We start from the raw sequence: 13,643 nt of genomic DNA, 5'->3' as shown, positions 1-13,643 counted from the left end.
CCGGGGCGCGGAATATGGCCGCTTTTCCCCTCTCCCGGCAAGCCGGGAGGGCCTCTGCGCGCCCCCCGACCTTCACACTTGCCACCCCGGCGGGCGGTTTTCAGACTCCGCCCGTCCATGAGCGAATCGCTTTCCCAGTCCCAGTATCAGGTCTGCATTGCCGGCACCGGCAGCTACCTGCCCGAAAGAGTCATGACCAATGCGGATCTGGAGAAAATCGTCGATACCAACGATGAGTGGATCGTGAGCCGCACCGGCATCCGCGAGCGCCGGATCGCCGCTCCGGACGAATTTTCCTCCCACATGGCGACCAAGGCCGGTCTCAAGGCGCTGGAGCAGGCCGGGATCAGCGGCGAAGAGATCGATCTGATCATCGTCGCCACCATCACCCCTGACACCTTCACCCCTGCCACCGCCTGCTACGTCCAGCAGCAGATCGGCGCGGTGGGCGCGGTTGCTTTCGATATTTCCGCAGCCTGCTCGGGCTACCTCTACGCGATGAAGATCGCCAAGCGGATGATCGCCGACGGGACCTTCAAGAATGCCCTGATCATCGGCTCGGAAAAGCTCTCGCACTTCATCAATTGGCAGGACCGCACCACCTGCATCCTCTTCGGCGATGGAGCGGGGGCCGCGGTGCTGCGCCGCGCCGCCCCGGAGGAGGGCTCGATCCTGGCGACCGAGATGGGCTCGGATGGCCGGCTCACCCACCTTCTCAATGTGAAGGGCGGCGGGATCGCCTGCCCGATCACCAAGGAAAACGCCGATGATAACCTCGTGACCCTGGCAATGCTCGGCAAGGAGGTCTTCAAGCACGCGGTGACGCGCATGAAGGAGTCCGCCGAGAAGGTCATCGAGCGCTCCGGCCTCAAGCCGGAGGACATCAAGCTGGTGGTACCCCACCAGGCGAACCTGCGGATCATCGACGCCATCGCCGATCGGCTCTCGGTGCCCAATGAGCGGATCTTCGTGAACCTGGAGAAATACGGCAACACCTCCGCCGCCGCCGTAGCCATCGCGCTCGATGAAGCCCACCGCACCGGCCGCATCGAACGCGGCGACCACGTGGTCATGGTGGTTTTCGGCGCCGGCCTGACCTGGGCGGCTGCCGCGGTTAGGTGGTAGCGGAATGGCTGCGCCATTCCGGCGGGGCGAGCTTTCCCGCATATCGCCATGAGATTCTTAGTCGGATCCGCCCCCTCCGTTAGGTCGTGGCGGAACGGCCGCGCCGTTCCGGCGAGACGAGCTTTCCCGGAAATCGCCATGCGGTTCTTGGCCGGATCCGCCCCCTCCGTTAGGCCGTAGCGGGGCGAGCTTTCCCCGCAAATCGCCGTTAGCTTCTTGGCCGGATCCGCCCCAGCCGGAATGGCGCAGCCATTCCGCTACGGCACGCTTGATTCGCACGCTTTCTGCTTCGCGCGCTTTACGCCGCGAAAACTGATCCCTAGCGTCCGCGCCAAGCTCCCGCTCTTTATACATGTCCGCCCACCGCACCGTCCCCGTCGATACCAACCGGATGCCTCCCGGCATCCCCTACATCGTCTCCAACGAAGCGGCGGAACGCTTCTCCTACTACGGCATGCGGACCATCCTGGTGGTCTTCATGGCAAAATACCTGTGGCTGCTGGACGGCAAGGGCGGCACGGCCATGAGCAACACCCAAGCCACGGAGCACTATCACACCTTCTCCCTGGTCGTCTATTTCACCCCGCTCTTCGGGGCCCTGCTGAGCGACATCGTGCTGGGGAAATACCGCACCATCATCTGGCTCTCCATCGTCTACTGCATGGGCCATGCCGCCCTCGCCTGCATGGGCATGCATGGGAACTCCGGCTGGTGGCTCTTCGCCGGTCTGGCGCTGATCTGCATCGGCTCCGGCGGCATCAAGCCCTGCGTCTCCGCCCACGTGGGCGACCAATTCGGCGCGAAGAACACCCACCTGCTGACCAAGATCTACAATTGGTTCTATTTCTCGATCAACTTCGGCTCCTTCGTCTCTACCCTGCTCACGCCCTGGCTGCTGGAATGGTACGGGCCGCACTGGGCCTTCGGCGTGCCGGGGGTGCTGATGGCACTCGCGACGCTGATGTTCTGGATGGGCCGCAACAAGTTCGTCCACATCCCGCCCGCGGGCCTCAAGTTTTTCGACGAGCTGTTCTCGCGGGACGGACTGGTGGCGATCGCGAAGCTGGTGCCGCTCTTCGTTTTCATCGCCGCCTTCTGGGCGCTGTATGACCAGACCGGCTCCTCTTGGGTTTTCCAAGCGGCGCAAATGGACCTGAATTTCCTCGGCGTGACTTGGCTGGAGTCCCAGATCCAAGCGGTCAATCCGATCCTGATCCTGAGCTTCATCCCGCTCTTCACCTTCGTGATCTATCCTGTGGTGGGCAAGGTCTTCAAGCTGACCCCCCTGCGGAAGATCGGCATCGGCTTCGTGCTGATGGTGATTTCCTTCGGCCTCACCGCCTTGATCCAGCAGTGGATCGATGGTGGTGCGAAGCCCTCGATCGGCTGGCAGTTCCTGGCCTACATCCTCATCACGGCCTCGGAGATTATGGTCTCCATCGTCGGCCTCGAGTTTGCCTACACCCAGGCGCCGAAGACGATGAAGTCGATGATCATGTCGCTCTACCTGCTCTCGGTTGCCTTGGGGAATTTCTTCACCGCCGGTCTCAACCACTACATCCAGATCCCCAGCGCGGCGACGGTGCAGCTTGAGGAACAGATCGGGAAGATGCCAAAGGAGTGGCGTGACCAACCCCGGACCGTCGAAATCGCCGGCTACGACAAGACCACCGGCACTGCGGACGACTTCGAGGCGAAGATGGACAGCGGCGCGGTGGCCGAACTCAAGATCCCCGGCCAAGAGACCTATCAAAGCGCGGCGAAGCTCATCGAAGGCTTGGCACGCGCGCAAGACCACAAGCTGCCCGCCGAGGACAAGGTTCCCGACTTGGGCAAGGATCCCTGGGGACAACCCATCCGCTACAAGATCGTGGACGCCACCTCCTTCCAGGTGATCAGCAACGGCCCGGAGGGCAAATCCGACAATCAGTGGAACCAGGGCCTGCTCGTCACGGTGGCCAAGCCGGCCCCGCCGAAGCAGAAGTCCTGGCTCGACTCGATCCAACCGGCGAAGACCTGGCTGGAGCAGCGCAAGGAAGCCTTGGGGATCGCACAGGCGAAGGCGGCGACCGAGACCACCTATGAAGCGGCGGCCTTCTCCGGTGGCCAGACCAAGCTCGAAGGCGCGGCCTACTTCCGCTTCTTCACCTGGCTGATGCTCGCCACCACCGTCCTTTACATTCCCTTCGCCATCATCTACCGGCCCAAGACCTATTTGCAGACCGAGGCCGACGATGCTGACCGATTCACACTGCCACCTGGCGAGCCATAAGTTCTCCCGTGCCGAAGTCCCCGAGCTGATCGCCCGCGCGCATGCCGCGGGCATCACCCGGATGGTCAGCCTAGTCACCGGCCTGGATGACCTCGAGGCGAACCTCGCGATCGCCGCGGCGCATCCGGAAGTCTCGATCTGCATCGGGATCCATCCCTGCGAGGTCCACGAGGCTCCGGATGACGTGATCGATCACCTGCGTCCCCATGCCGCCGACCCACGGGTCTGCGGCATCGGCGAGACCGGCCTCGACTACTACCACCCCGCGCCCGAGGGCTGGGACACGGAGGCCTTCCGTGCCCGCCAGCGCGACCTGCTCGAACAGCATTTCCAATTCGCCGCGGAGTCCGGCCTCAATGTGGTGATCCACACCCGTGATGCCAGCGGCGAGGCCTCCTTCCACGATGCGCTGACTATATATAGGCGCCACGCGGCAAAGGTCCGCCCCGTCTTCCACTGCTTCATCGGCCCGGAAGCGAACGCGCGCGAGGTCATTGCCCTCGGCGGCTTGGTCTCCTTCGGCGGCGTGGCGACCTTCAAGAATGCCACCGACGTGCTCGCCACCGCGGCCGCACTGCCTGCTGGCAGCTTCATGCTGGAGACCGACTCACCGTACCTCGCGCCCATGCCCCACCGCGGCAAGCGCAATGAACCCGGCTACGTGCGCCACGTCGCCGAGCATCTTGCCAAGGCACGCGGCGAATCACTTGAAGCACTCGCCGCTGCCACCAGCGCCACCGCAGAGAAGTTCTTCCGCCTCCCGTAGCGGAATGGCTGCGCCATTCCGGCAGGGCGAGTGAACCCAACAATCGCCGTACACGCATTTCATCAGTGCCCCATTGGGATGCCTTTCACTGATCACCGATCACTGCTCACTCGGCACTCTCTTCATTCCGCGATTGACCACAGCGCTCCCGATCATTTGAACGAAGCGCGGATACAGCCTCGTTTTTCTCACGAGCCGTGCGACTTTCCAATCCCGGCGCTCCTTGCTACTCTCTGCCTCGAAATCCATGACTGCCACACGCTACCTTACGCTCGCCGCACTCGCCATCGCCCTGCCCTCGTGCTCGGCCTTCAAGAAAAAGGATCCGAACTATGACACCGCCGGTGGTGGCGATGGCAACTACGATACCGCCAATCCCTACGGCGTGCCAGATGGCGGCTCCGGTGAATCCGTGCCCTATCAGCCGGTGAATCCACCGGCGAACAGCAACAGCAATCCGACCTACTCGCCCGCCGCGTACGAGGAGAACACAGCGCAGGCCAGCCCCACGCCGGCACCTTCCCACTCGGCGGCACCCACGCATGCCACCCGCCCCGCATCGGGAGCCAGTGTCACCTATACCGTGGTAAAGGGTGACACCCTCGGCGGCATCGCCCGCCGCCATGGCGTGACCTCCGCCGCGATCAAGCAGGCGAATGGCATGACCAGCGATACCGTGGTGCTCGGCAAGAAGCTCACCATTCCGGGTGGCTCCGCATCCGCATCCGCTGCCGCAGCTCCGGCAGCTGCGCACGCGGCACCTTCCACTCACACCACCCGCTCCGCTCCCGCCGCCACCACCAGCGGCAAGACCCACACCGTGGTCAAGGGCGACAGCCTCGGCAAGATTGCCCGCCAGCACAACGTGAGCGTGGACGCCCTTAAGAAGGCCAACCACCTCACCAACGATACCGTGGTCCTGGGCGCCAAGCTGCGCATCCCCTGATTCCTACCCGCATGAAACTCTCCGGATTCGTCAGGACCCTCGCAGCGCTGGCCATCGTGGCGGTCGCCTGCGCGGACGAGGGGCACGATAAACCGGATGAGGATCCCTACGCGAACCTCTCGCCGAAGCGCGCCGCGCTCGAGCAAATGCTCTCCGAGCGCGGCGACACCGGCGCCTTCGAGGCCGCAATCAAGAAAGCCCGCGACGCGGGCGTCAGCGAACAGGGCATCCTCGAAGCCCGCTTCCTCTACCACGTGGACCAGCGCGAGGATGCCAAGCTGGCCGCGCTGCTGCCGGAATTCCTCAAGCGCAAGGACAGCTTCAAGCTCGAAGACTCCGAAATCTTCGCCGTCCGCGAGGATTGGCTGGCAGTGATCGAATACGTGCAAGCCATCGCCGACCTCGAAAAGAAGGACAAGGACGGCTTCAAGAAGCACATCACCGAGGCCTTCTGGCTCAGCCCGCGCCAGGCTGCGGCCTTCGCCCCGCACATCGACCGCATGCGCATGGATGAAGCGATGCGCGCCGTGAAGATCGATTTCAGCGCCAAGTTCGACTCGATCTTCGGCGGCGATCCGGTCGCATTGTCCTCGATCATGGGCAAGAAGAAGGCACTGCTCATCCACTTGTGGTCGCCCTGGAGCCGCGAGTGCGAGGACGCCATGCCCGACTTCAAGACCACCGCAAACCAGCTTTTGAAGAACGACATCGCCGTCGTTTCACTGATGGCGGATGCCGACGCGGACCAGCTGAAGGATGCCAAGCGCATCGTCGCCACACTCGGCGAGAAGCCGCCGGGCGCATGGTTGATCGACCGCGAAAGCGACACTCTCTCGCGTTTGCTGCGCATCCAGAGCGTTCCCGCGATGGTGCTGATCTCCGCCGATGGCAAGGTGCTCTTCAACGGTCATCCGACTGAAGACCACTTGCGCGAAGAGCTCTACAAGGTCGCTCCAGCCTTGAAACAAGCGCCACCGAAGGCGAAGTGAGGAGCAATGATGAACTACGATAGTTATCGTAGATAGCTGTTCGCGGCCGAATGAGGCCGCGGAAATTATTTAAGTTTATCAAAAAATCCAGCAATTTGAACTTGACGTAATTGTGAACTACTAGCTTTATGGTGCCACCAATTCGGGCGGTCACACCATCATGGCACGCGTCACACATCCCTCCAACCTCGAGCTACAAGCCCTGTCTGTTTTGTGGCACGAAGGTCCCTCTACGGTAAGTGCCGTACTTGAAGCCCTTCCTGACGGGAAGGACCGGGCCTACACCACGGTGCTGTCCGTATTGCAAAGCCTCGAGCGCAAGAAGCTCGTGAAGCGGGTGCGCGATGGCCGCGCCCATGTTTATGAAGCCGCGTTTTCCCAGGACACGATTGTCCGCCGTGCATCGCACGACTTTCTTACCAACGCTTTCGGGGGCCGTCTCGGTGAGGCGATCCTCGCACTACTCTCCGCTGGCACGTTAACGCCGGATGAGAAAACCAACATCGAACGCGAACTCAAAAGACACAAAGCCATGGCTGCAAAGAAAACAGCGAAGAAGGCTGCCAAGAAGGCCGCCAAGAAGGCGCCTGCCAAGAAGGCCGCCGCCAAGAAGGTAGCAAAGAAGGCGCCTGCCAAGAAGGCCGCCGCCAAGAAGGCACCTGCTAAGAAGGCTGCCGCCAAGAAGGTTGCCAAGAAGGCCGCCAAGAAGCCTGCCAAGTCTGCCAAGAAGGCGGCGAAGAAGGCTGCCAAGAAGACCGTAGCGAAGAAGGCCGCCAAGAAGGCTCCGGCGAAGAAGGCACCTGCCAAGAAAGCTGCTAAGAAGGCCGCCAAGAAGGTCGCCAAGAAGGTCGCCAAGTCCGCCAAGAAGGCTGCTCCGGCGAAGAAGGCCGCTAAGAAGGCTGCCAAGAAGGCCAAATAAAGTTCTACTCCATTCGCAGCAGTGCCCGATGGCATCCGCCCGACGGCCTGTTCGCGTTGAGTCCAACTGTCTCAAACGGCGGGGAGTTTCGGCTCCCCGCCCTTTTTATTGCCCGGCACCGGACAGATCCGTCGTGGAAGAGAAAGGCACCACGAATCGGACGAATCCACCGAATCAAGGGGCAGAGGAGGGCTGAAATCACCGGGCATGGTAATCTTCATTCGTAAGATTCGTGCGATTCGTGGTGCCTTCTTCCGGCAGCACCCGAAATTCGGATTTGGGAGCGAAAAAATGGGTTGCATCCCCGTGGATCGCCACCCATTCTCCCGCCCCCGTCCGGGGGCAAAGGCAAATTAGCGCGGTTAGCTCAGCGGTAGAGCACCACCTTGACACGGTGGGGGTCACTGGTTCGATCCCAGTATCGCGCACCATTCCCCTTCTTCGTAGTGACCATCGGGACCGATACATCGCCGGAACGCCTCGCCGTTTTGCTGAGGCTGCTGGACGACGACTCCCCACCGGTCCGTGCATCGGTCGAAAACGCCCTTTCCGCCTTTGGAGGTGACGTCAGCGAGCTTCTCAGCGAGAGCGAAGTCCCTCTTGGCGAAGCCGAGCTCGAGTTGCTCTCCTTGCTGCTCCTCCCTGCCCGCCGCGAGCGCCTGCGCCGCGAATGGGTGGTCCCCGCCGGCGGCGCCGCCGCGGTGCTGGACGATTGGGAACTTTTCGAAGCCCTGCTACGCAGCCTGTCCGACTATCTCCATGACGGCGTGACCATGCGCCAGCCGCTGGGCGACGGACTGGACCTGCTGGCGGAGGAACTGGAATTTGTCGCCAGCGAGGACGGTGCCGCCGGTCTTAATCGCGTGCTATTTGAAAGCGGCCGCTTTGCCGCCCGCCAGGGCGACGAAGACGATCCGGATAACTATGATCTGGCGCATGTCCTGGCGGGTAATCCCTCCAATGCGGTCGGTCTGGGAATCCTATTCCTACTGATCGCCCGGCGTCTGGATATCGATGTCGATGGCCTGATGCTGCCGCAGTCTTTCCTGTGCCGATATCACGACGAAGGCAATGTCCTGCTGAGCGAGCCGCACATGAAAGGCCGCCGCGTGCTGACGGAAGATCTCGCCCACCGCATGCGCCGCTATCCCCGTGAAGTCCGCATGATCGCCACCCGCGCCGCCACACCGGGCGAATTGCTCGTGCGTGTCGTGGAAGAACTCGCCACCGCATGGTCGGTGCGGGGAGAGACGGAAGATGCCGAGCTGATGGAAGAACTGCTCGCCACCTTGGTGAAGGCACCGTTCTGATCAGCACTGGGTAAGTATTCCCCTTTGCGGCGTAGCCGCTTTCGGAGTGCGTGCGAGTATCGCCGCTTTTTGTGCGAGGTATCCCCTCGGCACGTTATACAAGTTCTAGGCGTATCCACCCCATTCCCTGTGTCTGGTAGCGATAACACCCCCACTTGGAATTCGCCCACCTAACGAAGTATCCACCCCAAGCACAAGATAGCGGAAGACTCACCTGGAACCTCGACCGCGCCCTGAGTCGCACATGCGCCCGGCAAGCACTCCGAAAGCGGCTGCGCCACCAAACGGCAGCACCGGCCCCGCAAGAGACACCCGCAAGAGACACCCGCAAGAGACACCCGCAAGGAAAAGCGCCGCCCCGGATCCGGAGCGGCGCTTTGGTTGAATCCATCACTCGGGCAACTCACCTTCCCCGCCGGCGACTCTCGTCATCCTGACGTGCACGCTCTTGCCGGGATTGCTCTTCGCGCTGCGAGCGCTCCTGTTGCTCACGCTGCGAGCGCTCTTGCTGTTCGCGCTGTGAACGTTCCTGCTGCTCACGCCGTGCCTGCTCTTGCTGCTGTTGCGCGCGCTCCTGCTGCTCACGGCGCGCCTGTTCTTGCTGCTGCGCCCGCTCCTGCTGCTCACGCCGTGCCTGCTCTTGCTGTTCGCGGGCGCGCTCCTGTTGCTCACGGCGCGCTTGCTCTTGCTGCTGCGCACGCTCCTGTTGCTCGCGGCGCGCCTGCTCTTGCTGTTCACGGCGGTTGTTTGCCTCTTCCTGCTGACGCCGCGCCTGCTCTTGTTGTTGCTGCTGCTGTTGTTGGCGCTGCGCCTGATCCTGTTGGTTGCGACGGTTGTTTGCCTCCTCCTGCTGGCGCTGCGTTTGCTCCTGCTGGGTGCGGCGGTTGTTCGCCTCTTCCTGCTGGCGCTGGGCTTGCTCCTGTTGAGTGCGGCGGTTGTTCGCCTCTTCCTGCTGGCGCCGTGCTTGGTCCTGCTGACCGCGGCGGGCTTCTTCCTGCTGCTGTTGTTGCTGCTGGCGCTGGGCTTGCTCCTGTTGATTGTCCCGCATCGCCTGCTGATCGCGCTTCTGCTGATCCTGCTGGTTGTTGCGGGCTTCTTGCTGATCGCGCTTCGCTTGCTCCTGTTGTTCGCGCTTCGCCTGCTCTTGCTGGGCGCGGGTCTCCTGCATCTCGCGGTGAACCTGAGCCTGCTGCTCGCGCGCTTCCTGCACGCGGGACGCCTGCTCATTCCGCGCCCGGGCGATTGCCTCTTGGCGCGCGCGGGCTTCCTCAGCCGGATCGCGGCGGCCAGTATTGTTAGTATTGTTGTTCGCCTGCGCTTGCGCTTGCTGCGGATCTTGAGCTTGAGCCTGCGCTTGGCGGCGCTGCTCGGCCTGCTGCGTTCGCATCGCCGCTTGATCGTCCGCCCGGCGGTTCGGATTGCCCGCTACCTCACGACCACCGCCTTGGGTTGCGCCAGCTCCGGCACCAGCGGTAGCAGCGCCGCCGCCTTGGCCTTGTTGACGACCCTGCGCTTGTTCGAGATTCTGGCGACGAGCTTCCTCGACCCGTTCGCGGCGGGCAATCTGCGCGGCGGTCTCTCCTCCCTGCGCTTGGCCTTGCCCGTTGCGGGCTTCTTCGGCCCGCTCACGACGCGGGTTACCCGCGGGATTGCGGCCATTGTCGCCGTTGTTGTTCGAGGCCACACCACTCTGCTTCTCCTCAAGCTGGCGCAGACGCTCGGCATTGATGCGCTGCCTTTCGGCCAAGGCCGGATTCTTCGGAACGCCGCCATTTGCCAGCGTCTCCCGCTCCTGGCGTTGCACCACCTGCTCACGGGTGAATTCCTCACGCCGCGCGGTCGTGATCTGCTGTTGCTTCGCCTGCAGACCGCGCTGGGCTTCCATCACCTTCAGGCGATTCGCCGCGAGCTGCTCCTTCCGGGACTCAGCGTCACCATGCTGCTTCGTCCACGCGACTGCTTGCTCCTTCTGCTTCTCGCGCACCTCGCGGAAGCGCTCCTTCCACTCCGGCTTCAGGGTATTGTCGGCACGCACGACCTTCAGGTCATTCCATTGGCCGGCCAGACGCTGGGGCTGGAGCTGCGCATTCCAATTCGAGTGCAAGTTCGGCGCGAAGACCGCGAGACGATTGTTCCCCTGGAACTGCGCCTGCCGCTGCCCGCGGTCGCGCAGCGCATTCACCCGGTCGAGCTGGAGCTGATAAACCGGCCATGGCTTGCCCACCAGCTTGCTCAGCTTGTCCCAACGCGGACCACCACTGATCACACGGTTGTGATCCATGTGGATGTTCGTGATGTTCGCCGTGTGCTGGCAAAGGAAGGGATTCTGCCCCGGCGGCAAGCAGTGCTGCCACAGCGGATCCGCCATGTGCTTGCAGTGCACGAAGGCCCACCAATTTGAACCCACACCGCATTCGTCTTCCACCGCGCTCGTCCATTGGTGACCGCGATAGCACAGAGTCTCCGGTGGCAGCGGCGCCCAACCGATGTGATCGCCGCCCTCGCGCCAGCATACCCAGGAAGGCGCCCATTCATCTCCCGGCACCCAGCACCAGCCGCGACCTTCAATGCAAGTCCAGCGACCATAGTGGAAGCAGGCCCAGCCGAAGGGCTCATCCGAGCACCAGTTCCAGCCGCGGTTCGTGCATGCCCACTTGCCCCGCGTGTAGGGACGCCAGCTCGAGTCCTGGATCACCACAGTCGGCTGGTAGACGCAGCCGTAGTCCGAGGTCTCATACCATGAGCCATAGGGCTGCAGGTCATCGTAGAAAGTCTCATAGTCGCCCACCGGCTCATTGTAGTCCGCCACCGGCTCAGGTTCCCAATCATCCACATATTGCTGGCCCGCCTCCTCCGCTTCGCGATCGCTCAGGTTCGACTCGCGGGCCGCGAGGTCCGCTTCCTGATCACCGAGGATCACCTCACGCGATTGGATCTCTTTTTCCCGCTCATTCAGCGACTCATCCATCGCCGCGGCATCTTCCTCGCGGGCGGCGAGCCGGTCTTCCCGCGCCTTCGCCAAGTCCGCCTTCTCCTGCTCCAAGGCCGCGCGCTCTTCTTCAAGGCGCTCGCGCTCGATCTGCATCCGCTCATCCTCCAGCGCCGCCCGCTGCGCAGCCAGATCCGCTCCACCACCACCATTGGTGCTGCCACCGCCGCCGCTCGCCTCACTACCAGGCTTGGTTTTGTCACAGGCAGTGAACACCACACACAACGACGAGACCCAAAGGAGCTGCGATCTTTTCATGGGAGAAATTGGGATTACGAAACTTCGACGCGCCGGTCAGATAACTATTCAATCCTTCTGCGCAAAAATAAAGAAAACGCGCGCAGATCGCGCGGCATCTCAGCCCGCGACTCCCAGCGTCGATACCTCGTAGTCGATCCGCGCCGGACCACCGCGCCCGCCGGCCACCTCCTTGCGCACCACCCGCGTGCCGAGCAGCTCCTCCATCATCCGCAGCTCCAGCGTGATCGCGCCCGGATACACCGCGAAGACCGCCTGCAAGGGATGATGGTATTCCTCGATCCGGAAGCCCTTCGCGGGATCGTATTTGCAGCGCCCGAAGCAGCCTTCCTTCTCACGCAGGCTGGAGAGGATCGTCGCCCGCTCGACCAGTGATTTCGCCTTCGTCAACTTCGGCCGCCAGCGCTCGCGGAGCTGGGTGAAGTACTGCAGCAGCAGCCGCTCCGGCGCCGCCGACCCGAAGAGCGAGCGCGCCGCATCCAGCAATTCCAGCGACAGGCTCACCCCGGCCTGCGGGAAGATCGTGTCCGCCTTTGGTGCCAGCCGGTACATGATCTCCGGCCGCCCGACTTCCTGCCGCGGCAGCCGCCAGCGCTCCAGGTAGCCCATCTTCACCAGCTTGTCGCACTGGTCCTTCATGCCCATGTAGCTGCCCCCCAGCCGTCGGCTCAACTCACTGACCGGCAGGCCCCCGGAAATCTTCAATTCCTCCATCACCTTGACCCACCCCTCTTTGACCAGCTCGCGGAAACCCGGCAGAAACATGGTGCAAACTCCCCGGCTTCTCCCCCTCCGGGCAAACGAAATCCATCCGGACAAAAAATGCGCATCGCGGCCACAGCCCTTCGATTCACGGTGGAAAACTCACAAAAAACACACACCAAGTTCGCTTACCTCATTTTTTTCTCGATTTGAGGAGCTTAAATGCCCATACCCTCCTCATGCACGACGTTCGCCATGTGTCTTCCCTCTTCGATATGAGGGCCGACTTCGTTGACGCCCAGCCCTACGGCTCTGGCCACATCAACGATACCTACTGCGCATGGTACGATCAGGCCGGGCTGCGGGTCCGCTACATCCACCAGCGGATCAACCACAACATCTTCAAGGATCCCGCCGCGCTGATGGAGAATATCGAACGCGTGACTACCCACTCGCTGGCGCGCCTGCTCGATCAGAATCATCCGGAGGCCTACCGCCGTACCCTGACGGTGATCCCATCCGTCGATGGCAAGCCCTACGTCGTAGACCGCGAGGGCAACTTCTGGCGCACCTATCCCTTCATCGAGCGCGCCCGCGGCTACGATGAGATCCGCAGCAATCTCCAGGCAGAGCAAGCGGCCCGCTCCTTCGGCGAGTTCCAGAAGCTCGCCGCGGACCTCGGTGGCAAGCGCCTGCACGAGACGATCCCGAATTTCCACCACACGCCCAAGCGCTTGCAGGCCCTGCAAGAGGCGATTGATGGCGACATCGCCGGCCGCGCCCGCAACTGCAAGGCCGAGATCGAGTTCGCCCTCGCCCGCGCCAATGATTGCCGCCGCGTGACCGACCTGATCACCGCTGGCGTCATCCCCGAGCGCGTGACCCACAACGACACCAAGCTCAACAACGTCCTGCTCGACGATGTGACCTCGGAAGGCGTCTGCGTCATCGACCTGGACACCACCATGCCCGGCAGCGTGCTTTACGACTTCGGCGACATGGTCCGCACCGCCACTCCGACCACCCGTGAGGATGAAGTCGACCTATCGCTCGTCGGCATCCGCCTCGATCGCTTCGATGCACTGGTCCGCGGCTACCTCGACAGCGCTTCCAGCTTCCTGAACCGCGCCGAGGTCGATCACCTCGCCTTCTCCGGCAAGCTGCTCACCCTCGAGTGCGGCATCCGCTTCCTCACCGACCACCTGCAAGGCGACGTCTACTTCAAGACCAAGCGCCCCGGCCACAACATCGACCGCTGCCGCGCCCAATTCGCGATGGTGAAAGCGATCGAGGAAAATCTCGAACAGATGGAAGAAGTCGTTCAATCGGCTGCGGGTAGCCTGAAGGTCGTGGTGGCCGCTTAAGAG

The 13,643-nt window shown here is 62.8% G+C and carries 10 protein-coding genes and 1 tRNA gene; 9 read left to right on the top strand and 2 right to left on the bottom strand.

Annotated elements, in window-relative coordinates:
* Positions 1-117 precede the first annotated feature (117 nt).
* From BV071_RS25045 to BV071_RS34450, 8 genes are all read left to right on the top strand, one after another.
* Positions 118-1,125: a beta-ketoacyl-ACP synthase III gene (locus tag BV071_RS25045; RefSeq protein WP_052573881.1), complete on the top strand. Its 1,008-nt coding sequence runs from the start codon at positions 118-120 to the stop codon at positions 1,123-1,125.
* A gap of 352 nt (positions 1,126-1,477) precedes the next feature.
* On the top strand, positions 1,478-3,397 hold the full coding sequence (locus BV071_RS25040; protein ID WP_035613038.1) for a POT family MFS transporter: 1,920 nt from the start codon (positions 1,478-1,480) through the stop codon (positions 3,395-3,397).
* Entirely contained in the window at positions 3,360-4,163 is an 804-nt protein-coding gene (locus BV071_RS25035) for a TatD family hydrolase (protein WP_035613036.1), read from the top strand. The genes BV071_RS25040 and BV071_RS25035 overlap by 38 nt, the downstream gene beginning before the upstream one ends.
* 247 nt (positions 4,164-4,410) lie before the next feature.
* Positions 4,411-5,109 carry a LysM peptidoglycan-binding domain-containing protein gene (locus BV071_RS25030; protein ID WP_052573880.1) on the top strand — a complete coding sequence of 233 codons (699 nt, stop codon included), beginning with the start codon at positions 4,411-4,413 and terminating at the stop codon, positions 5,107-5,109.
* Between the two features lie 11 nt (positions 5,110-5,120).
* Positions 5,121-6,098 carry a thioredoxin-like domain-containing protein gene (locus BV071_RS25025; protein ID WP_035613034.1) on the top strand — a complete coding sequence of 326 codons (978 nt, stop codon included), beginning with the start codon at positions 5,121-5,123 and terminating at the stop codon, positions 6,096-6,098.
* Positions 6,099-6,258: 160 nt separating this feature from the next.
* On the top strand, positions 6,259-7,017 hold the full coding sequence (locus BV071_RS34455; protein ID WP_075091002.1) for a BlaI/MecI/CopY family transcriptional regulator: 759 nt from the start codon (positions 6,259-6,261) through the stop codon (positions 7,015-7,017).
* Positions 7,018-7,373: 356 nt separating this feature from the next.
* Positions 7,374-7,448: transfer RNA gene (locus BV071_RS25015), tRNA-Val, on the top strand.
* Positions 7,449-7,463: 15 nt separating this feature from the next.
* Complete coding sequence (locus BV071_RS34450; RefSeq protein WP_075091001.1) at positions 7,464-8,327, top strand: transglutaminase family protein; 864 nt, start codon at positions 7,464-7,466, stop codon at positions 8,325-8,327.
* Between the two features lie 403 nt (positions 8,328-8,730).
* On the opposite strand, the gene BV071_RS35725 is transcribed toward BV071_RS34450, so the two are convergent.
* Together BV071_RS35725 and BV071_RS24995 are read right to left on the bottom strand one after the other, a co-directional pair.
* Positions 8,731-11,574 (bottom strand): DUF6600 domain-containing protein, encoded by a 2,844-nt coding sequence (locus BV071_RS35725; protein WP_265594850.1) that lies wholly within the window; start codon positions 11,572-11,574, stop codon positions 8,731-8,733.
* Positions 11,575-11,673: 99 nt separating this feature from the next.
* Positions 11,674-12,339 carry a hypothetical protein gene (locus BV071_RS24995; protein WP_052573878.1) on the bottom strand — a complete coding sequence of 222 codons (666 nt, stop codon included), beginning with the start codon at positions 12,337-12,339 and terminating at the stop codon, positions 11,674-11,676.
* A gap of 176 nt (positions 12,340-12,515) precedes the next feature.
* Between BV071_RS24995 and BV071_RS24990 the strand changes: the two genes are divergently transcribed.
* Positions 12,516-13,640 carry an aminoglycoside phosphotransferase family protein gene (locus BV071_RS24990; RefSeq protein ID WP_052573877.1) on the top strand — a complete coding sequence of 375 codons (1,125 nt, stop codon included), beginning with the start codon at positions 12,516-12,518 and terminating at the stop codon, positions 13,638-13,640.
* Positions 13,641-13,643: the final 3 nt, after the last annotated feature.

Source organism: Haloferula sp. BvORR071 (genome assembly GCF_000739615.1).
Classification (GTDB): Bacteria; Verrucomicrobiota; Verrucomicrobiia; order Verrucomicrobiales; family Akkermansiaceae; genus Haloferula.
This window is presented reverse-complemented; position numbering and strand designations above follow the sequence as displayed.